Origin of the sequence: Pantoea sp. JGM49, from assembly GCF_018257655.1 — a bacterium.
Lineage (GTDB): Bacteria > Pseudomonadota > Gammaproteobacteria > Enterobacterales > Enterobacteriaceae > Pantoea > Pantoea communis.
In genome coordinates, this window is sequence record NZ_JAERJM010000004.1 from 347,091 (window position 1) to 366,705 (window position 19,615).

19 protein-coding genes and 1 other annotated feature (1 of these 20 running past the window's edge) are annotated in these 19,615 nt (G+C 51.6%); of the genes, 14 read left to right on the forward strand and 5 right to left on the reverse strand.

Annotation, left to right across the window (positions count from 1 at the left end; all coding sequences use genetic code 11):
* Positions 1 to 54: a sequence feature (Trp leader region), on the reverse strand (it extends 51 nt beyond the left edge of the window).
* 154 nt (positions 55 to 208) lie between these two features.
* Together JK231_RS09760 and JK231_RS09765 are read left to right on the forward strand one after the other, a co-directional pair.
* A complete protein-coding gene (locus JK231_RS09760; RefSeq protein WP_211728442.1) occupies positions 209 to 1,093 on the forward strand; it encodes a PHP domain-containing protein in 885 nt (294 codons plus the stop codon).
* Between the two features lie 12 nt (positions 1,094 to 1,105).
* The gene (locus JK231_RS09765) at positions 1,106 to 1,726 is read left to right on the forward strand and encodes an L-threonylcarbamoyladenylate synthase (protein WP_045814395.1); all 621 of its coding nucleotides are present in this window, start codon (positions 1,106 to 1,108) and stop codon (positions 1,724 to 1,726) included.
* Here JK231_RS09765 and JK231_RS09770 read toward each other — a convergent pair whose 3' ends face one another.
* Entirely contained in the window at positions 1,727 to 2,383 is a 657-nt protein-coding gene (locus JK231_RS09770; protein WP_034821503.1) for a serine protease, read from the reverse strand. It abuts the gene before it with no gap.
* Positions 2,384 to 3,202: 819 nt separating this feature from the next.
* Between JK231_RS09770 and rluB the strand changes: the two genes are divergently transcribed.
* On the forward strand, positions 3,203 to 4,120 hold the full coding sequence (gene rluB / locus JK231_RS09775; protein WP_034821500.1) for a 23S rRNA pseudouridine(2605) synthase RluB: 918 nt from the start codon (positions 3,203 to 3,205) through the stop codon (positions 4,118 to 4,120).
* Positions 4,121 to 4,156: 36 nt separating this feature from the next.
* Here the strand turns inward: rluB and cobO are convergent, their stop codons facing one another.
* On the reverse strand, positions 4,157 to 4,744 hold the full coding sequence (gene cobO, locus JK231_RS09780) for a cob(I)yrinic acid a,c-diamide adenosyltransferase (protein WP_058959807.1): 588 nt from the start codon (positions 4,742 to 4,744) through the stop codon (positions 4,157 to 4,159).
* Positions 4,741 to 5,505 (reverse strand): YciK family oxidoreductase, encoded by a 765-nt coding sequence (locus tag JK231_RS09785; protein WP_211728443.1) that lies wholly within the window; start codon positions 5,503 to 5,505, stop codon positions 4,741 to 4,743. The genes cobO and JK231_RS09785 overlap by 4 nt, the downstream gene beginning before the upstream one ends.
* Positions 5,506 to 5,679: 174 nt before the next feature.
* On the opposite strand from JK231_RS09785, the gene sohB reads away from it, so the two are divergent.
* Entirely contained in the window at positions 5,680 to 6,726 is a 1,047-nt protein-coding gene (gene sohB, locus JK231_RS09790) for a protease SohB (protein ID WP_211728444.1), read from the forward strand.
* 26 nt (positions 6,727 to 6,752) lie between these two features.
* Here the strand turns inward: sohB and JK231_RS09795 are convergent, their stop codons facing one another.
* Positions 6,753 to 7,001: a YciN family protein gene (locus JK231_RS09795; protein ID WP_097117002.1), complete on the reverse strand. Its 249-nt coding sequence runs from the start codon at positions 6,999 to 7,001 to the stop codon at positions 6,753 to 6,755.
* Between the two features lie 370 nt (positions 7,002 to 7,371).
* Between JK231_RS09795 and topA the strand changes: the two genes are divergently transcribed.
* From topA to acnA, 5 genes are all read left to right on the forward strand, one after another.
* The gene (gene topA, locus JK231_RS09800; RefSeq protein ID WP_211728445.1) at positions 7,372 to 9,969 is read left to right on the forward strand and encodes a type I DNA topoisomerase; all 2,598 of its coding nucleotides are present in this window, start codon (positions 7,372 to 7,374) and stop codon (positions 9,967 to 9,969) included.
* Between the two features lie 192 nt (positions 9,970 to 10,161).
* Complete coding sequence (gene cysB / locus JK231_RS09805) at positions 10,162 to 11,136, forward strand: HTH-type transcriptional regulator CysB (protein ID WP_034821485.1); 975 nt, start codon at positions 10,162 to 10,164, stop codon at positions 11,134 to 11,136.
* A 493-nt stretch (positions 11,137 to 11,629) separates the two neighbouring features.
* The gene (locus tag JK231_RS09810) at positions 11,630 to 11,788 is read left to right on the forward strand and encodes a YmiA family putative membrane protein (RefSeq protein WP_071845610.1); all 159 of its coding nucleotides are present in this window, start codon (positions 11,630 to 11,632) and stop codon (positions 11,786 to 11,788) included.
* A 3-nt stretch (positions 11,789 to 11,791) separates the two neighbouring features.
* The gene (locus JK231_RS09815; RefSeq protein WP_097117004.1) at positions 11,792 to 11,971 is read left to right on the forward strand and encodes a hypothetical protein; all 180 of its coding nucleotides are present in this window, start codon (positions 11,792 to 11,794) and stop codon (positions 11,969 to 11,971) included.
* 438 nt (positions 11,972 to 12,409) lie between these two features.
* Positions 12,410 to 15,091 carry an aconitate hydratase AcnA gene (gene acnA, locus JK231_RS09820; RefSeq protein WP_097117005.1) on the forward strand — a complete coding sequence of 894 codons (2,682 nt, stop codon included), beginning with the start codon at positions 12,410 to 12,412 and terminating at the stop codon, positions 15,089 to 15,091.
* Between the two features lie 40 nt (positions 15,092 to 15,131).
* Here the strand turns inward: acnA and ribA are convergent, their stop codons facing one another.
* Complete coding sequence (gene ribA, locus JK231_RS09825) at positions 15,132 to 15,725, reverse strand: GTP cyclohydrolase II (protein WP_034821474.1); 594 nt, start codon at positions 15,723 to 15,725, stop codon at positions 15,132 to 15,134.
* Positions 15,726 to 15,954: 229 nt separating this feature from the next.
* Between ribA and pgpB the strand changes: the two genes are divergently transcribed.
* The 5 genes from pgpB (at position 15,955) to yciH (ending at position 19,559) form a co-directional block, all read left to right on the forward strand.
* Positions 15,955 to 16,719, forward strand: a complete 765-nt coding sequence (pgpB, locus tag JK231_RS09830; RefSeq protein WP_211728446.1) for a phosphatidylglycerophosphatase B — start codon at positions 15,955 to 15,957, stop codon at positions 16,717 to 16,719.
* A gap of 127 nt (positions 16,720 to 16,846) precedes the next feature.
* Positions 16,847 to 17,152: a LapA family protein gene (locus JK231_RS09835; RefSeq protein ID WP_038646699.1), complete on the forward strand. Its 306-nt coding sequence runs from the start codon at positions 16,847 to 16,849 to the stop codon at positions 17,150 to 17,152.
* A 6-nt stretch (positions 17,153 to 17,158) separates the two neighbouring features.
* A complete protein-coding gene (gene lapB / locus JK231_RS09840; protein WP_058959800.1) occupies positions 17,159 to 18,328 on the forward strand; it encodes a lipopolysaccharide assembly protein LapB in 1,170 nt (389 codons plus the stop codon).
* A 200-nt stretch (positions 18,329 to 18,528) separates the two neighbouring features.
* On the forward strand, positions 18,529 to 19,236 hold the full coding sequence (gene pyrF / locus JK231_RS09845; protein ID WP_211728447.1) for an orotidine-5'-phosphate decarboxylase: 708 nt from the start codon (positions 18,529 to 18,531) through the stop codon (positions 19,234 to 19,236).
* Positions 19,236 to 19,559 carry a stress response translation initiation inhibitor YciH gene (gene yciH, locus JK231_RS09850; protein ID WP_211728448.1) on the forward strand — a complete coding sequence of 108 codons (324 nt, stop codon included), beginning with the start codon at positions 19,236 to 19,238 and terminating at the stop codon, positions 19,557 to 19,559. The genes pyrF and yciH overlap by 1 nt, the downstream gene beginning before the upstream one ends.
* Positions 19,560 to 19,615: the final 56 nt, after the last annotated feature.

The following is a 19,615-nucleotide window of genomic DNA, read 5'->3' on the forward strand; positions in this document are numbered from 1 at the left end:
ATGTTGTGCACGACGACGTCGCCCGTTTAAAGGATTATCGCGCCACCAACCTTTTGCATGCGTACCAAAATTAGCCATGATGAGATACCCGTTACGTGTGAACTTGTGTACTAGTTAACTGGTTCAGGTGAAAAAAGTCAATACCCTTTTTCAGTCAGGGTCAAAATCGTTATCATGCCAGCCGAGTTAAGTTGCTGCTGGAGTTACCTTGTCGGATATTGCCCGTTTTCCCCTTTACGATTTACACAGCCATACCCAGGCGTCTGACGGTTTGCTGACCCCTACCGAGTTGGTGCAACGTGCCGTCGAAATGAAAGTAGGGGTACTGGCGATTACCGATCACGACACCGTTGCTGGCGTGGCAGAAGCGCAAGCCGCTGTGCAGCAACAGAATCTACCGATTCGTATTCTGGCCGGATTAGAGGCCTCTACATTGTGGGAAAACCACGAAATTCATATCGTAGGTTTAAATGTGGATTGCCAGCATCCAGCACTGACCTCGTTTCTTGAGCAACAGCATCAATGCCGCGTTGAACGGGCTCAGCTGATTGCAGAGCGTCTCGAACGTGCCCGCATTCCTGATGCGTTGGCTGGGGCGCAACGCCTGGCTCAGGGCGGTGTCATCACCCGCGGTCATTTCGCCCGTTATCTGGTCGAGATGGGTAAAGCCGATAACATGGCGCAAGTGTTCAAGAACTATCTTGCCCGTGGGAAAACCGGCTATGTGCCGCCGCAATGGTGTACAATTAAACAAGCTATTGATGCCATTCATCATTCTGGCGGCGTTGCGGTACTCGCACATCCGGGTCGCTATGGATTGTCTGCAAAGTGGCTTAAGCGACTGATTGCCCATTTCGCCGAGGTCGGTGGTGATGCAATGGAAGTGGCACAGTGTCAGCAGGCACCCAACGAGCGCACGCAGCTCGCGACTTATGCGCGCGACAATCAGCTGGCGGGATCGCAGGGATCAGATTTTCACCAACCCTGTCCGTGGATAGAACTGGGGCGCAAGTTATGGCTGCCGGGCGGCGTTGAACCCATCTGGGAACGCTTTCCCGCGTTAGCGCCCGCCGTGGCTATTGCAGACAGGTGACATGAGGTTTTTATGAGTCAATTTTTTCACATTCATCCAGATAACCCGCAACCGCGTCTGGTCAATCAGGCGGTCGATTATCTTAATAAAGGTGGCGTGATTGTCTATCCCACCGATTCGGGTTACGCGCTAGGCTGCAGACTGGAAGAGAAGAACGCGATGGAGCGTATCTGCCGTATCCGGCAGTTAGATGGCAACCACAATTTTACGTTGATGTGTCGCGATCTGTCTGAGCTCTCGACGTATTCGCAGGTGGACAATACCGCGTTTCGTATTCTGAAAAACAATACGCCGGGCAGTTACACCTTCATTCTCAAAGCGACCAAAGAGGTGCCGCGTCGTTTGATGAATGACAAGCGTAAAACTATTGGTTTGCGCGTACCTTCCAATCCGGTGGCGCTGGCGTTACTGGAGAGATTGAATGAGCCGATGATGTCTACTTCGCTGATGTTGCCCGGTAATGACTTCACGGAATCGGATCCGGAAGAGATTCAGCACAGCATCGGTAAGCTGGTGGATCTGATCATTGATGGCGGCACGTTAGGGCAGCAGCCGACGACGGTGATCGATCTCACCAGCGATGTACCGGTTGTGGTTCGTGAAGGGGTCGGCGACACGCGCCCGTTCCTCTAATCACGCGTGGTCAGGCGGCGTTAACGTCGTCTGGCCTATATTCTTTTCCAGCCAATGTTTAAAATCACCGTACGGAATATACAGCGAAACATCTTTCAGAATGACTTGTTTGCTGCGCACATTGGAAATTTCATGGCTGTAGCCCACAATCACTCCGCCAATTGTCTGGTCAGCATTATATACCGCGCCCCCCGACATTCCCTGTACAACGCCAGCATTTGATGCCATTGCCATGCACGGTTTTTTATTCCATTTATTGGTAATAGCGGTGCGCGCTAAATTAACACCACTTGATTCCACGGGCATGGCTGAAATAAAGCTGTAGCCGTACATCTTAATGGGTTCACCGACTTTGCTGGTGCGGAATTTTGCCAGCGTTTCCGGGCTATTCTTATGATAGATAATGGCGACGTCGCAATAAGGATGATAAGCCTTCACACGCTGTACGGCAGTGGTGGCGACGTGCGCAGCTGTCAGGCTGTACTCTGGTGTTAAAGGGATGGTTGTACCGAGGATACCCAGACCCAATACCGTCGGGATGCCTGTCACGCTCATATCCACGTGTTCAAGCGCCGCTCGACTATACTCAGTATGGCCCACGGAACAGCCGCTCAGTGCCAGCGCCGCAAGGGCAGGCCAAAGCAGAGAGGTTTTCATGATAGTCATCTTCTTTTAAGCATGTCAGGAAAATCCCTGGTGAAGACTTTCGACATGCAAATTAAATTCATTCCGTGAATGAATAAACGCGTCAATTCCTGCGTGCGCCGGTTTATATTATCAACAATGCCACAGTGATTTCGTTAATGGCTTGTTAGAGAAACGAGTGTAAATAGTAAAGGTTACGCTTTTATAAATACGGCACACTCTGTTTCAGGCTTAAATTTTACACAATTTTTTTATCAGAACAATTCATCAAATTTAATCTGAATCAAATAATGCGAAAATACAGACTTAATCCAACCTGCAGTGCCAATTAACTGGTAATTTAAAATTACTGGACTAATGAGCCTTATTTATCCCGATTAATTAGTTTTTTATCCTGTTTTGCAGTTTGGGTTTAGATTTTATGTTTGGGGTTATCCTTAAGCGTGGTGCGCAATCCTAGCAGACCAGTCTTGAAAAGCGCTAATGTATCACGGGTCTAAAGTGGGGGTAATAACCAGGCATATAGAGCCAAGAGTAAATGATAAAAATTCAGTCACTTGGCGCATAAAGAAGAGAAGTGTGGTTGGTGTATCTATAAGCAGAGTAAATGTTTAGGCATATGGCACTAAACGGGTGACGCAGCCTTTGGCCTTTATTATCGGCAGCAAAGGAAAAGGTGTTAACGAAACTTGCGTTAGTGTAAAATCGCGGGCCGCCTGAGATGGCATGCGCTATGCTCAGCGGTAACAGATTCTGATATGGGAACTGGTAATCCCCGTATCGTACCTCTTCTTACCACGACGCCTGGGAAGGCGACAACGAGGCATCTCCATGAGTGAGAAACTACAAAAAGTATTAGCGCGTGCTGGTCACGGTTCACGCCGCGAAATCGAAACGATGATTTCAGCCGGACGCGTCAGCGTCGATGGCAAACTGGCGACGCTGGGCGATCGCATTGAAAATGATAAATCCCTGAAAATTCGTATTGATGGCCATCTGGTTTCGATTGCTGAATCCGCCACTGAAGTCTGCCGCGTGCTGGCGTATTACAAACCAGAAGGCGAACTCTGTACCCGTAACGATCCTGAAGGGCGTCCAACGGTATTCGACCGTCTGCCGCGTCTGCGCGGTTCACGCTGGATCGCTGTGGGTCGTCTGGACGTTAACACCTGTGGTCTGATGTTGTTCACCACCGATGGTGAACTGGCGAACCGTCTGATGCACCCAAGCCGTGAAGTTGAGCGTGAATATGCGGTGCGTGTATTCGGCGAAGTGGATGACGATAAAATTCGTCAGCTCAGTAAAGGTGTGCAGTTAGAAGATGGCCCGGCATCGTTCAAAACCATTAAGTTTGCTGGCGGTGAAGGCATCAACCAGTGGTATAACGTCACCCTGACCGAAGGACGTAACCGTGAAGTCCGCCGTTTGTGGGAAGCCGTAGGTGTGCAGGTTAGCCGCCTGATGCGCGTCCGTTATGGCGATATTCAGTTGCCAAAAGGGTTACCTCGCGGTGGCTGGATGGAGATGGAATTACCGGCGGTTAACTACCTGCGTACGCTGGTGGATATGCCGGAAGAGACGGTGACGAAAGTCGCGGTTGAAAAAGACCGTCGTCGTACTAAAGCCAATCAGATTCGTCGCGCGGTAAAACGTCATAGTAATGTAAGCGGCAGCCCACGTCGCGGCGGCAGCAGTAGCAGCCGCAACAGCAGCACGCGGACCAGTGGAACTAACAAGCGCGGTTCCTGATATGCCCGTGACGCCGCATGCAGCGGCGTCACTGTTTTACCAATCTATTCCCTGCTGAGCCTGAATGCCTGCATCAAATGCATGCTTAACCGGGCGCATCTCGGTCACGGTATCCGCCATCTCGAGCAAGGTTCGATGGCAGCCTCGACCGGTGATAATCACACTTTGTTGAACCGGACGTTGTCCCAGCACGCGCACCAGTTCATCCAGATCCAGATAATCCATACTAACCATGTAGGTGATTTCATCGAGGATCACTAAATCCACATGCTCATCGGCAAGCATACGCTTTGCCGCCTGCCAAACCTGTTGGCAGGCGGCAGTATCGGTCTCCCGATTTTGAGTATCCCAGGTAAAGCCGGTGGCCATCACCTGAAATTCCACGCCATGCTGTTCCAGCAAATTGCGCTCACCATTTGGCCATTCACCTTTAATAAACTGCACGGCGGCAACGTTTTTACCGTGCCCGCAAGCGCGTAAAGCCGTACCAAAGGCGGCGGTGGTTTTGCCTTTGCCGTTGCCGGTGAACACCATCAAAATGCCGCGCGCTTCTGTCGCGGCAGCAATCCGCGCATCAACCTGTTCTTTTAAACGCTGCTGTCGTTGCTGATGACGATCACTCATGCGCTGGCTGGCCCCGGTTTACGTCCCGGCTGGGCATCAAAACTGATCCCGGTTTTGCGACGGCTGTCATCACCCATCAAATAAAGGTAAAGCGGCATCAAATCAGCAGGCGTTTTCAGTAAACTGGCATTTTCTTCCGGGAAAGCACTGGCGCGCATTTTAGTGCGAGTGCCACCAGGATTGATGCAATTTACCCGCAGATGACGATTTTTATACTCATCCGCCAGTACCTGCATCATGCCTTCGGTGGCGAATTTCGACACCGCATAGGCCCCCCAGCCTGCACGGCCGGTACGGCCGACGCTCGACGTGGTAAACACCAGTGAACCGGCGTCTGATTTCAGCAGCAGCGGCAGCAAGGCCTGAGTTAAATAAAAGATGGCGTCAAGATTGATCTGCATCACCTTGCGCCAGACGGCAGGATCGAGTTCCGCCAGTGGGACGATCTCACCCAGAATCCCGGCATTGTGCAGTACACCATCGAGCCGTGGCACCAGGGAGGCGATCTGATCGGCCACCTCAGCGCAGCTTTCTGGCGTGGCATGCGACAAGTCCAGCAGCAAATGGGATGCGGGCTGCTTATTCAGCTGATTGATGGCGTGTTCAGTCTGCTGCAGCGTTTCGGCGTTGCGGCCCATCAAAATGACGCGTGCGCCATAGCGCGCATAGGTCAGCGCCGCTTCGCGACCAATGCCGTCAGAAGCGCCGGTGACGAGGATAATGCGATTTTCCAGCAGATCGCTTTTCGGTTGATAATGCACAGCGATGTCCTTTGGCAAGTCAGAGGGTTTTGGGCTTTATGCCTCAATTTGTCGCCAGGTGCAATCACCGCGCCTCGCATTCTGTGCCGCCTGCGGGCATTTCAGGCGACGAAAGTCGTTAAAGCGGGTAAACTCAGCCATTGTTTGTAATTCACTGTTTAATAAGGCGGCAGAATGGATTTACTCTCCAGTTATGGATTATTTCTGGCCAAGGCCGTCACCGTGGTGGTGGCGTTCGCAGCTATTGTTCTGATTGTGCTCAATGCCGCGATGCGTAAACGCCACAGCGGTGGTCAACTGCGCTTTACTCATCTCGACGATGATTATCGTGAAATGAAGGAAGACCTGCAGTTGGCGAAGATGAAGCCACAGGCGCAAAAAGTGTGGCTGAAGCAGCATAAAAAAGAAGAGAAGCAAAAAGCCAAAACCGAGAAGCGCAATGCCAAAGCTGGTGTGAGCGAAGCCGCTAAACCGACACTCTATGTGCTGGAGTTTAAAGGCAGTATGGATGCGGGCGAAGTCAGTTCTTTGCGTGAGGAGATCTCCGCGGTGCTGGCGGTGGCTGTGCCGGGTGATGAAGTCTTGCTGCGTCTGGAAAGCCCGGGTGGCGTGGTGCACGGTTATGGCCTGGCCGCTTCTCAGCTGCAGCGTCTGCGTGATGCGGGCCTGCAGTTAACGGCCGTCGTCGATAAAGTGGCGGCGAGCGGGGGTTATATGATGGCTTGTGTCGCGGATCGCATCGTCGCGGCGCCATTCTCTATCATTGGATCAATTGGTGTGGTCGCGCAGATTCCCAACTTCAACCGTCTGCTGAAACGCAATGATATCGACGTTGAACTGCACACCGCGGGTCAATATAAGCGCACGCTGACCTTGTTTGGTGAGAACACCGATGAGGGACGTGAAAAATTCCAGGAAGATCTCAACGAAACCCATCTGCTGTTCCAAGAGTTTGTCCAGCAGATGCGTCCGACACTGGATTTGGAAAAAGTGGCCACCGGGGAACACTGGTATGGACGCCAGGCGCTGGATTTGGGGCTGATTGATGAGATCGGCACCAGCGATGCGCTGATTATCAAGCAGATGGATCGGTTCAATGTGCTGGGCGTGCACTATGCGCGGAAGAAGAAAATGATGGATCGCTTCACCAACAGCGCCAGTCTGGCGGCCGAGCGGTTAATTCTGAAAATATGGCAGCGTGGTGATAAGCCACTGTTGTGAGCAAGCCCGGCAAATGCCGGGCTTTTTTATGCCAGGTGATAGCGTGAGGAGAGCTCAACGGCAAGGGATTTAAACACGTTAAACACAGCGGTGGTTTTCGCGCTCGGCAGGCCTTCTTCATCTAAGAAATAAGGCCCACGAAACACCAATATCTCGCCCTGCTGAATCACGTCATTGGCTTCCATCCCGGCTAAATAATCGTCGTGCTGCTTGATCATTTGATTGGCTATTTCCAGTAACGCCTGGCGTGAAATGGATTCCGTTTCTACTGACATTGTTCACCTCTTTTTTGACAGCAATCGTTCTCCTTCTATATTACTAGCGAGTTGCGCTGTTCATCAAATCAACGTCCGTCAGCAAAACTGGCGCAAAATTAATCAGAATGCTAATTAAGTTGCGTAACGGATTTTATCAGGTAGAGTGTGGGCGATTCAGCTTTCAGGGAGATCACACCCGGATGTGTGGTGCTGTCAGATGGAAAACCCGCTTCTAATCATAAAGTTGCATAAGTCGATGCAATCTGACCTGAGATTATCCCCGCTGCCTTGAAATGTGAAAAGCTGGCAGCAATATTGAACCCGTTGGGTTTTGGGGCACCGAATCCTCTCCCGTTTATCAGGACGTTTCAATTAGGTAAAGGTACATATGGGTAAAGCACTCGTAATCGTTGAGTCCCCGGCAAAGGCCAAAACAATCAATAAATACCTCGGTAATGACTACGTGGTGAAATCCAGCGTCGGTCATATCCGTGATTTGCCGACCAGCGGTTCAACTGCCCGTAAAACTACCGACGGGGAAAAGGCGAAAACAGGAAAAAAGGTTAAGAAGGATGAGAAGGCCGCATTGGTCAGCCGCATGGGGGTCGATCCCTGGCATGGCTGGGAAGCGGACTATCAGATTCTGCCGGGTAAAGAAAAAGTCGTAGCCGAATTGAAAAGCCTTGCCGCCGATGCTGACCACATCTACCTCGCAACGGACCTTGATCGCGAAGGGGAGGCCATTGCCTGGCACCTGCGGGAAGTGATCGGTGGCGATGACAAGCGGTTTAGCCGCGTGGTGTTCAACGAAATCACCAAAAATGCGATTCGTCAGGCGTTTGAAAAACCGGGCGAACTGAATATTGAACGTGTTAATGCGCAGCAGGCGCGTCGCTTTATGGACCGCGTGGTGGGTTACATGGTTTCCCCGCTGCTGTGGAAGAAAATTGCCCGTGGCTTGTCGGCGGGTCGTGTTCAGTCTGTGGCTGTGCGACTGGTGGTTGAGCGCGAGCACGAAATCAAAGCGTTCGTGCCGGAAGAGTATTGGGAAATCGATGCGGATTTCTCTACGCCGAAAGGCGACGCGCTGGCAATGCAGGTCACGCATCAGGGTGATAAAGCGTTCCGTCCGGTTAATCGCGAGCAAACTCATGCTGCGGTATCCGTGCTGGAAAAAGCGCGTTACGAAGTGCTGGATCGTGAAGACAAACCGACCAGCAGCAAACCCTCTGCGCCTTTTATTACCTCGACGCTGCAGCAAGCGGCGAGTACTCGTCTTGGTTTTGGCGTGAAGAAAACCATGATGATGGCGCAGCGTCTCTACGAAGCGGGTCACATCACCTATATGCGTACTGACTCCACCAACCTGAGTCAGGATGCGGTGGCGATGGCACGCGGCTTTGTGGAGAAGAGTTTTGGTAAGAAGTATCTGCCAGAGTCGCCAATCACGTACGCCAGTAAAGATAATTCGCAGGAAGCTCACGAAGCGATTCGACCTTCGGATGTCAACATCCAGGCAGAACAGCTGAAAGATATGGAAGCTGATGCGCAGAAACTGTACCAGCTGATCTGGCGTCAGTTTGTGGCCTGCCAGATGGTGCCGGCGCAGTATGACTCCACCACCCTGACGGTGGGTGCAGCAGACTTTAAACTGAAAGCGAAAGGCCGCACTTTGCGTTTCGATGGCTGGACAAAAGTGATGCCAGCGCTGCGTAAAAACGATGAAGATTTGACGCTGCCACTGGTTAATGTCGGCGACATGCTTGACCTGAAGGAGCTGATGCCAAGCCAGCACTTCACCAAGCCGCCAGCCCGCTTCAGCGAAGCTTCCTTAGTCCGTGAGTTGGAAAAACGGGGTATTGGCCGTCCATCGACCTATGCCTCAATTATTTCCACCATTCAGGATCGCGGTTACGTGCGGGTAGAAAACCGCCGCTTCTATGCTGAGAAGATGGGTGAAATTGTCACCGATCGTCTGGAACAGAATTTCCGTGAACTGATGAACTATGACTTCACCGCGCGCATGGAAGACAGCCTTGACCAGGTCGCCAATAATGAAGCGCAGTGGAAAGCGGTGCTGGATTCCTTCTTCAGCGATTTCAGTCAGCAGTTAGGTCAGGCCGAGAAAGAGCCAGAAGAGGGCGGCATGCAGCCGAACCAGATGGTGCTGACCTCGATCGACTGCCCGACCTGTAGCCGGCAAATGGGTATCCGTACCGCCAGTACCGGCGTATTTCTCGGCTGCTCCGGTTATGCGCTGCCACCCAAAGAACGCTGCAAACAGACCATCAATCTGATTCCGGAAAATGAGGTTCTCAACGTACTGGAAGGCGATGATGCTGAAACCAATGCGTTGCGTGCCCGTCGTCGTTGCCAGAAGTGTGGCACCGCGATGGACAGCTACCTGATAGACAATCAGCGTAAGCTGCACGTCTGTGGTAACAACCCGGAATGTGACGGCTACGAAATCGAACAGGGCGAATTCCGCATCAAAGGTTATGACGGCCCGATCGTAGAGTGTGAAAAGTGTGGTTCCGAAATGCACCTGAAAATGGGGCGCTTCGGCAAATACATGGCCTGCACCAACGACGAGTGTAAAAATACTCGCAAGATTCTGCGCAATGGTGAAGTTGCACCACCGAAGGAAGACCCGGTACCGTTGCCTGAGCTGGCGTGTGAAAAATCAGATGCCTACTTTGTATTGCGTGACGGTGCGGCAGGGGTATTCCTGGCGGCCAACACCTTCCCGAAATCGCGTGAAACGCGTGCGCCGCTGGTGGAAGAGCTGCAACGTTTTGCTGACCGTCTGCCAGAGAAGCTGAAATACCTGGCGGAAGCGCCAGCGGCGGATCCGGAAGGCAATAAAACGTTAGTGCGTTTTAGCCGTAAAACTAAGCAGCAGTATGTTTCCTCCGAGAAGGAGGGCAAAGCGACTGGCTGGTCGATGTTCTATATCGACGGTAAGTGGCAGGAAGCGAAGAAGTAATTCCCTCAAGGCCAGCATCTGCTGGCCTTTTCATCATCCTTATAGCTAATCGTTCTACATTCTTTCTTTAACTGATATAGTGGTTATAGCTTTTTTTCGTTTCGCTGACACGCTTTCCCTCCTCAACCCTTAATCAAGGCGGAAACACGCCTGCAGGGAATGCTCCTCTGTCGCTACCGGGAAGATATAACTATGAAATTGCAGCAGTTGCGTTACATCGTCGAAGTGGTCAATCACAACCTCAACGTCTCCTCCACCGCTGAAGGTCTCTATACCTCACAACCGGGTATCAGTAAGCAAGTGCGTATGCTGGAAGATGAACTCGGCGTGCAGATTTTTGCGCGTAGCGGGAAACATCTCACTCAGGTGACGCCTGCGGGTGAAGAGATCATCCGGATAGCACGTGAAGTGTTATCGAAGGTCGATGCGATTAAATCTGTCGCGGGTGAACATACCTGGCCCGACAAAGGCTCGCTGTATGTGGCGACCACGCATACTCAGGCGCGTTATGCCTTGCCTGGCGTGATTAAAGGCTTCATCGAGCGTTACCCACGCGTATCGCTGCATATGCATCAGGGATCGCCAACGCAAATTGCTGAAGCCGTGTCGAAGGGCAATGCTGACTTTGCGATCGCGACCGAAGCGCTGCATCTTTACGACGACCTGATTATGTTGCCGTGCTATCACTGGAACCGCGCCATTGTCGTGACGCCAGACCATCCGCTAGCAGGCAAATCGAATGTGACGATTGAAGAGCTGGCTGATTTCCCGCTCGTGACCTACACCTTTGGCTTCACCGGCCGTTCAGAGCTGGATACCGCATTTAACCGTGCAGGATTAACGCCGCGTATTGTCTTTACGGCCACCGACGCTGATGTGATCAAAACGTATGTGCGTCTGGGCTTAGGGGTAGGGGTGATTGCCAGTATGGCAGTGGATCCGGTTTCCGATCCGGATTTGGTGCGAATCGAAGCATCAGAAATTTTTACCAATAGTACAACCAAAATTGGCTTTAGGCGCAGCACATTCCTGCGAAGCTATATGTATGATTTTATTCAACGTTTCGCACCGCATTTGACGCGTGATGTCGTGGATGCCGCGGTCGCATTACGTTCTAATGAAGATATCGAAGCGATGTTCCGCGATATCAAGTTACCTTTCAAATAATCCCCTAACTCATTATATTCACGAGGTGTCCAGTGGGCATCTTGTGAAATTCTCTCTGGTTAGCGCCACAAGATTCTCAAAAAACTTCATTATTTTTTTGTAAATGAAACATCGATCACATGTTTTTTCATTGTTAGTCATTAAATGAGAAACAGTACACAAAATTGACGCTGCCGCTTTGCGGACCGCCAGGAATATTCCCATACTCCAGTTATCAACTGATGAGAAAGGCCTTTTCGTGGGGCTCTTTAAATTAAACTCAAATTTAGAATGGTACTAAATTTGTTTTAACCCAAATTTACAATGTATGTATTAGATGAATAGCTTGATCAGTAATTAAATTTATCTCATCAATCTTTTGGGTTTTGATAAATAGTGTTAATCGTTGTGCTCAATAAAAATAACTGGATTTTCGGACTTAACAAGTTTAGGATTCGTCCTAAATCTTAATCGTTATCAACAATCGTTTTATTGAGAGTGATTATCAAAAACTATGAATACTAGACTGACTGTACAACAAGATTTTCGTACTAAAACTGCCAAGGTTGAGCGCTCTGGTAACGTGCGTCGCAAGGCTTGGTTGACCGTCTTCGCTGCTTCAGCACTGTTCTGGGTAGTGGTGGCATTGATGATCTGGCGTATGTGGGGTTAAGCCATGTGGGCAAATACACTCAGCCGTAAGTCTCCGGTTTCTGCGCGTCAGCCGAACACGTCAACGTGCAAAGCGAAAGAAGTCAAGAGCGCTGAACAGCCTGTGGCGATTCCTGCGTCGTGGGAACTGAGTGACAACCAGCGTAACTTTATCGAATCTTTCATGGATCCGAAGTCGAAATAACGCAGTCTGCGTTTTGTTCTATATATAGACATCTATTCCTCTCTTTACCGGATTATCCGGTGGGCATTTTAAAAGCCCGTCCTTTAACACTCAGCTCTAAAAAAACGGTGTCATCAGTACAACGCTGAAGACGGTGGACTTTTTTTGCCCGGAATACGGGAGGGAGCGACTCAATGAATACCACGACTTTTTCATGGTTTGGCGTTTATGCCTTTTCCATTGCATTTTGGGCTGCGGCCGTGTGGGCAATGATATAATCCAATAACTCAAATTGTACTGACTTTTATTAATGCCCCGACAAACGTCGGGGCATTTTTGTTTGTGCCTTTATGTGTCATTTCGTGTTGTTATCAAATCGTTAACGAAAATGTGGTCTATCTTTAAGCTAAACCTTGCGGTTATTGAGGTTTAAAAGAGAGGCCCATTAAAGGAGGAGCTATGTCGTTAACGTTACGGGAGCAAAGTCAGGATACGCTGGACGTTCGGGCAAAAAAATATCACTACTACAGCCTGCCTAAAGCCGCCCAGCAACTGGGCAATATCGATCGCTTACCCAAATCCATGAAGGTGTTGCTGGAAAACCTACTGCGCTGGCAGGATGGGGATTCGGTGACGGCTGAAGATATTCAGGCATTGGTTGGCTGGCAGAAAGATGCCCATGCCGATCGGGAAATTGCCTATCGCCCAGCACGCGTGTTGATGCAAGACTTTACCGGTGTGCCAGCGGTAGTGGATTTGGCGGCGATGCGTGAAGCGGTAAAACGCCTCGGCGGCGATGTGGCCAAAGTTAACCCCTTATCACCGGTCGATTTAGTAATTGACCACTCGGTGACCGTTGACCATTTTGGTGATGAAGATGCTTTTGAAGAAAATGTGCGTCTGGAGATGGAGCGCAACCACGAACGCTACGTTTTCCTGCGCTGGGGGCAAAAAGCGTTTAATCGTTTCCGCGTAGTGCCGCCCGGCACCGGTATCTGCCATCAGGTTAACCTGGAATACCTGGGGAAATCCGTCTGGCATGAAACGCTAGAAGGCAAAGAGGTCGCTTATCCTGATACCTTAGTCGGCACAGATTCCCATACCACGATGATCAACGCGTTGGGCGTATTAGGCTGGGGTGTTGGCGGTATTGAAGCCGAAGCCGCTATGTTAGGGCAACCCGTTTCTATGTTAATCCCCGACGTTGTCGGTTTCAAACTCACCGGCAAACTGCGTCCCGGCATCACCGCGACCGACTTAGTTTTAACTGTGACGCAAATGCTGCGCAAGCATGGTGTGGTGGGTAAGTTCGTGGAATTTTACGGTGATGGCCTGGCCGATTTGCCGTTGGCCGATCGCGCAACTATCGCCAATATGGCACCGGAATATGGTGCAACCTGCGGTTTCTTCCCCATCGATGAGATTACGCTGAGTTACATGACGCTGACCGGGCGCGATGCAGAACAAGTCGAGCTGGTTGAAGCTTATGCGAAGCAACAAGGGATGTGGCGAAATCCGGGCGACGAACCACGGTTTACCAGCTCACTGGCGCTGGATATGGCAGATGTTGAATCCAGTCTTGCCGGTCCAAAACGACCGCAGGATCGCGTCTCTTTAGGTGATGTACCCGCCGCCTTTGATGCCAGCAACGAACTTGAAGTTAACCATGCGCAGAAAGCGCACAAGACCGTCACGTATCGCGACAGCGAGACCGGCGATAGCTATCAGCTGGAAGATGGCGCGGTGGTCATTTCTGCCATTACCTCTTGTACTAATACGTCCAACCCCAGCGTCTTGATGGCCGCGGGCCTGCTGGCGAAAAATGCGGTTGAGCGTGGCTTGATGCGCAAACCCTGGGTGAAAGCCTCGCTGGCACCGGGATCAAAAGTGGTGTCGGATTATCTCGCGGTGGCTCAACTGACACCTTATCTGGATGAATTAGGTTTCAATTTGGTGGGATATGGTTGTACCACCTGCATCGGTAACTCGGGCCCATTGCCAGATGAAATTGAAAGCGCGATTAAAGAGGGCGATCTGACCGTCGGTGCTGTGCTGTCGGGTAACCGAAACTTCGAAGGGCGCATCCATCCGCTGGTGAAAACTAACTGGCTGGCGTCGCCACCGCTGGTGGTGGCTTATGCACTTGCCGGTAACATGAAACTCAACCTGCAGAACGATCCCATCGGGCAGGACCGGCAGGGCAAGGATGTCTTTCTGCAGGATATCTGGCCATCACCAGAAGAGATCGCCGCCGCAGTGCAGAAAGTGACCAGTGATATGTTCCATAAGGAATACGCCGAGGTCTTCGACGGTACGCCTGAGTGGCAGCAAATCAAAGTCAGTGAAGCCGCGACTTATGACTGGGATGAGGGATCGACATACATCCGCCTGTCGCCGTTCTTTGACGATATGGGCAAAACACCGGAGCCTGTCCAGGATATTAAAGGCGCGCGCATTCTGGCAATGCTGGGTGACTCTGTCACCACCGACCATATTTCGCCAGCGGGCAGCATCAAAGCGGAAAGTCCTGCTGGACGCTATTTGCTGTCGCATGGTGTTGAGCGCACCGATTTCAACTCCTACGGTTCGCGTCGTGGTAACCACGAAGTGATGATGCGCGGGACCTTTGCCAACATTCGTATTCGTAATGAAATGGTGCCGGGCGTGGAAGGGGGATACACCAAACACTTCCCCAGCAATGAACAGCTGGCGATCTACGATGCTGCCATGAAGTATCAGTCCGAAGGTGTGCCACTGGCAGTGGTCGCCGGGAAGGAGTATGGCTCAGGTTCCAGCCGCGACTGGGCTGCGAAAGGCCCACGTTTACAAGGTGTGCGCGTGGTTATTTCTGAGTCGTTCGAGCGTATCCATCGCTCTAACCTGATCGGCATGGGGATCCTGCCGCTGGAATTCCCTGCTGGCGTCACGCGCAAAACACTGGGATTAACCGGGGAGGAGTTTATTGATGTCGAAAACCTTTCCCAGTTGAAACCGGGTTGTACTGTGAATGTCACCCTGACGCGCGTCGATGGTAAAAAAGAGACGCTGGAAACCCGGTGTCGTATCGATACCGGCAATGAGCTGACCTATTACCAGAACGACGGCATATTGCATTATGTGATACGTAATATGCTGAACTAAAGAAAAAGCCGGGAGATTTCCCGGCTTTTTGCTTTCTGCGTTACGCTTTTGGCAGCAGATGACCCATTTTTTCCGCCTTGGTATCAAGGTAGTGGGCATTTTTGGGGTTGCGCCCGACCACTAATGGCACGCGCTCAACAATATTAATTCCCGCTTCGCTCAGAATCTCGACTTTGCGTGGATTGTTCGTCAGCAGGCGGACTTCATTGACGCCCAGCAGTTTAAACATATCGGCACACAGGGTGAAATCACGCTCATCAGCGGCAAATCCCAGTTGATGATTCGCTTCCACCGTATCGTACCCTTTATCCTGCAGGGCATAGGCGCGGATCTTGTTCAGCAGACCGATATTACGGCCTTCCTGACGGTGATATAACAGCACGCCACGACCTTCTTCAGCGATAGCGGTGAGCGCCGCTTCCAGCTGAAAACCACAGTCGCAGCGCAGGCTGAACAGTGCGTCACCGGTAAGACACTCGGAGTGAACGCGGGCCAGCACTGGATTGTGATCGCTAACATCACCGTAAACCAGCGCGACATGATCCTGGCCGGTTGCCAGTTCTTCAAAACCAACCATCAGGAAATCTCCCCATGGCGTGGGCAGTTTGGCTTCTGCTACCCGTTTAAGCTGCATGTGACTCTCCAGAACCTTCAGAGGATGCGCTATCATCATGACAACGCACGGGCCCGATTGGCCCGACAAAACTGACAATATTGTGCCACAACCTGTACCCGGGCCGTTAATCAGTCAGAGTTATTGTAGTGATAAAGCACAATTATCTAAGCTGCAACGGGTATGTTATTCTTTTTTCAGCTAAAGTTATGCCAGCCACGCGAATATCAGCGGATCTAAAAGGAAACGGATGTTAAAAATTGCGCAGCGCACCACCCTGGGAATGCTTTTGTTATTAATCATGCCAGTTGCTGTCTGGCTCTCTGGCTGGCAATGGCAGCCAGGTGAGAGTAGCGCGTTTTTACGGGTACTCTTTTGGATGACCGAAACCGTCACCAGCCCATGGGGCATTTTGACCAGCGTTATCCTCAGCGCCTGGGTTTTATGGTGCTTACGCTTCCGGCTTAAACCCGCCATTTTACTGATCCTCTTCATGAACGGCGCTATTCTTGCTGGCCAGTACACCAAATCTTTCATTAAAGAGCAGGTGCAGGAACCCCGTCCCTATGTGGTTTGGCTGGAGAAGAGTTACGGTATTGATGAAGGGGCGTTTTATCAGCAAAACCGTCAGGGGCGCAGTCAGTTGGTGTCGACTTTAGTGGCTAACGACACTCAGTTGCCGCAATGGCTAAAAAAACACTGGGCGTTTGAAACCGGCTTTGCCTTTCCTTCCGGACATACCATGTTTGCTGCCAGTTGGGCGCTGCTGGTGATTGGCTTACTCTGGCCAAGGCGCCACATCGTGACCGTGGTCGTGCTGTTTTCCTGGGCTACCATGGTCATGGGCAGTCGTTTACTGCTGGGTATGCATTGGCCGCGCGATTTGGTGGTGGCCACCCTGATTTCCTGGCTGCTGGTTACGGTTGCCACATGGCTGGCGCAGCGTTTTTGTGGCCCGCTTACGGTGCCGCGCGAAGAGCAGCAGGAGATTAAGCAGCGTGATGATGGATTGTAATTTCTGCGCGCGCCCCCATATGATTGATTGCGCTTACGGAAAATGCGCTAAGTGATGTGCTGATAAGCAGCATCGGCGGCACTTTTTTGGCATACTTCTACTGGATAACCTCACGACAGGACGCATTGTGAAATATTTGCTGATTTTTCTCGTGGTTTTGGTCATTTTTATCATCTCCGTCACGCTTGGAGCGCATAACGACCAAATCGTCACTTTTAACTATCTGCTGGCGCAGGGTGAATTCCGCATCTCCACATTGCTGGCGAGCCTGTTTGGTGCCGGATTCCTGCTTGGATGGGCAATTTGCGGTCTTTTCTGGTTGCGGATACGTGTTTCTCTCGCTCACGCGCAGCGCAAGCTGAAACGCATGCAGGCGCAGAACGAACAATCAACGGCTGTGACAAATTCTTCTACTGCTGGTCGTCGGGATTAAGTTTCGATGCTTGAATTGCTGTTTTTGCTTCTCCCTGTTGCTGCGGCGTATGGCTGGTATATGGGCCGTCGCAGTGCACATCAGGATAAGCAACAGGAAGCCAATCGTCTGTCACGTGAGTACGTTGCCGGCGTAAACTTCCTGCTTTCCAATCAACAGGACAAAGCTGTCGATCTCTTTCTGGATATGCTGAAGGAGGACAGCGGCACAGTTGAAGCTCACCTGACGCTCGGCAATCTGTTCCGTTCACGCGGCGAAGTTGATCGCGCCATTCGCATCCACCAATCCCTGATGGAAAGCGCTTCCCTGAGCTATGAACAGCGCCTGTTGGCTATCCAGCAACTGGGACGCGATTACATGGCCGCCGGGTTTTACGATCGCGCCGAGGACATGTTTAGCCAGCTTATTGATGAAACCGACTTCCGTATCGGTGCGCTGCAACAGCTGATACAGATTCATCAGGCAACCAGTGACTGGCAGAAAGCCATCGAAGTGGCGGAAAGATTGGTCAAGCTCGGCAAAGAGAAGCACAAGGGCGAAATTGCCCATTTCTACTGCGAGCTTGCGCTTCAGGCGTTGAGCAGTGACGATCTTGATCGCGCCATGAGCTTACTGAAAAAGGGTGAATCGGCCGATCACCAAAGCGCGCGCGTTTCCATTATGATGGGCCGCATCTTTATGGAGCAGGGCGAATACGCTAAAGCAACGGCCCGTCTGCAGCGCGTACTGGATCAAGATAAAGAGCTGGTGAGCGAAACCTTATCGATGCTCGAAACCTGCTATCAGCGACTGAATCAGCCTGAAGATTGGGCGCAATTTTTACAACGCTGCGTTGAGGAGAATACCGGCGCGGCCGCTGAACTTTACCTCTCTGATATCCTCGAACAGCAGCAGGGGCCTGAAGCGGCGCAGTTATACATTAATCGCCAGTTACAGCGCCATCCGACCATGCGCGTGTTCCATCGCTTGATGGATTTCCACCTGCATGAAGCAGAAGACGGTCGTGCCAAAGAGAGCCTGATGGTGCTGCGCGATATGGTGGGCGAACAGATTCGCACCAAACCACGCTACCGCTGCCAAAAGTGCGGATTTACCGCGCATGCGCTTTATTGGCATTGCCCATCCTGCCGCGCATGGTCTTCTGTGAAACCAATCCGCGGACTTGACGGCCAGTAACGGCCGTTTTTTTATTATAACCGCATGATAGTTACAACATACTATGATCTTGAATTCTTAGAGAGAGTCGTGGCACTGTGCAGCCTTCGGTCGATCATCGGTTTAAAGCGCGCTGTGAGATTGTCGGGAAGGGCATGCACGGGTAGAATGCTTGCCGTTTGTCCATTGCGCCCGCGGGTGCCTGCCTTTGAGGAAACGTTATGCCTGTAACCACTTCACCGATTCTGGTGGCGCTCGACTATCAAAATCTCGACAGCGCACTGCAGTTTGTGGACCGCATTGACCCGAGCCAGTGCCGCCTGAAAGTCGGCAAAGAGATGTTTACGCTATTTGGCCCGTCACTGGTGAAAACACTGCAGTCGCGTGGTTTTGACGTTTTTCTCGATCTGAAGTTTCATGATATTCCGAATACAACCGCGCACGCGGTAGCCGCGGCTGCCGATCTCGGTGTGTGGATGGTTAATGTTCACGCCAGTGGCGGGGCGCGGATGATGAATGCGGCTCGTGAAGCGCTGCTGCCTTTTGGCAAAGATGCGCCATTGTTGATTGCGGTAACCGTATTAACCAGCATGGATGAAGACGATCTCAGAGGTCTCGGCATTACGCTTTCTCCCGCTCAGCAGGCGGAACGTCTGGCTCGCCTGACGCGTGAGTGTGGCCTGGATGGCGTGGTCTGTTCCGCTCAGGAAGCTGAGCACTTTAAACAGGTGTTAGGTCAGGATTTCGCACTGGTGACCCCAGGTATTCGTCCGGCAGGCAGTGATGCGGGCGATCAACGCCGTATCATGACGCCACAGCAGGCAAAACTGGCTGGCGTGGATTACATGGTGATTGGGCGTCCGATCACCCAATCCAATGATCCGGCTGCAACGCTGCACAATATCCTGCAAAGTTTACAGGAGGCCTAATGGCTCAGGACAACCGACTGGTTTACTCCACTGAAACTGGCCGAATCGCACAGGAAGAAGAAAAAGCGCCGCGCCCGCAAGGGGACGGCATAGTGCGCATTCAACGCCAGACCAGCGGCCGTAAAGGCAAAGGCGTCTGCCTGATTACCGGTATCGATTTGGATGACGATGCGCTCAACAAGCTGGCAGTAGAACTGAAGAAAAAATGTGGTTGTGGTGGGTCACTCAAAGATGGCGTGATCGAGATTCAAGGCGATAAACGTGATCTCTTGAAAGCACTACTTGAAGCCAAAGGCATGAAGGTTAAATTAGCCGGTGGTTAATAAAAACGGGCCGCACACTGTGCGGCCCGTGATGCTGTAGATGCGCTGCGTAGCCT

Bases quoted from the DNA above. Each gene is read 5' to 3' on its own strand.
- JK231_RS09765 (WP_045814395.1), top strand. From the start codon at position 1,106: ATGAGTCAATTTTTTCACATTCATCCAGATAACCCGCAACCGCGTCTG.
- JK231_RS09770 (WP_034821503.1), bottom strand. From the start codon at position 2,383: ATGAAAACCTCTCTGCTTTGGCCTGCCCTTGCGGCGCTGGCACTGAGC.
- rluB (WP_034821500.1), top strand. From the start codon at position 3,203: ATGAGTGAGAAACTACAAAAAGTATTAGCGCGTGCTGGTCACGGTTCA.
- cobO (WP_058959807.1), bottom strand. From the start codon at position 4,744: ATGAGTGATCGTCATCAGCAACGACAGCAGCGTTTAAAAGAACAGGTT.
- sohB (WP_211728444.1), top strand. From the start codon at position 5,680: ATGGATTTACTCTCCAGTTATGGATTATTTCTGGCCAAGGCCGTCACC.
- JK231_RS09795 (WP_097117002.1), bottom strand. From the start codon at position 7,001: ATGTCAGTAGAAACGGAATCCATTTCACGCCAGGCGTTACTGGAAATA.
- topA (WP_211728445.1), top strand. From the start codon at position 7,372: ATGGGTAAAGCACTCGTAATCGTTGAGTCCCCGGCAAAGGCCAAAACA.
- cysB (WP_034821485.1), top strand. From the start codon at position 10,162: ATGAAATTGCAGCAGTTGCGTTACATCGTCGAAGTGGTCAATCACAAC.
- JK231_RS09810 (WP_071845610.1), top strand. From the start codon at position 11,630: ATGAATACTAGACTGACTGTACAACAAGATTTTCGTACTAAAACTGCC.
- JK231_RS09815 (WP_097117004.1), top strand. From the start codon at position 11,792: ATGTGGGCAAATACACTCAGCCGTAAGTCTCCGGTTTCTGCGCGTCAG.
- acnA (WP_097117005.1), top strand. From the start codon at position 12,410: ATGTCGTTAACGTTACGGGAGCAAAGTCAGGATACGCTGGACGTTCGG.
- ribA (WP_034821474.1), bottom strand. From the start codon at position 15,725: ATGCAGCTTAAACGGGTAGCAGAAGCCAAACTGCCCACGCCATGGGGA.
- pgpB (WP_211728446.1), top strand. From the start codon at position 15,955: ATGTTAAAAATTGCGCAGCGCACCACCCTGGGAATGCTTTTGTTATTA.
- lapB (WP_058959800.1), top strand. From the start codon at position 17,159: ATGCTTGAATTGCTGTTTTTGCTTCTCCCTGTTGCTGCGGCGTATGGC.
- pyrF (WP_211728447.1), top strand. From the start codon at position 18,529: ATGCCTGTAACCACTTCACCGATTCTGGTGGCGCTCGACTATCAAAAT.
- yciH (WP_211728448.1), top strand. From the start codon at position 19,236: ATGGCTCAGGACAACCGACTGGTTTACTCCACTGAAACTGGCCGAATC.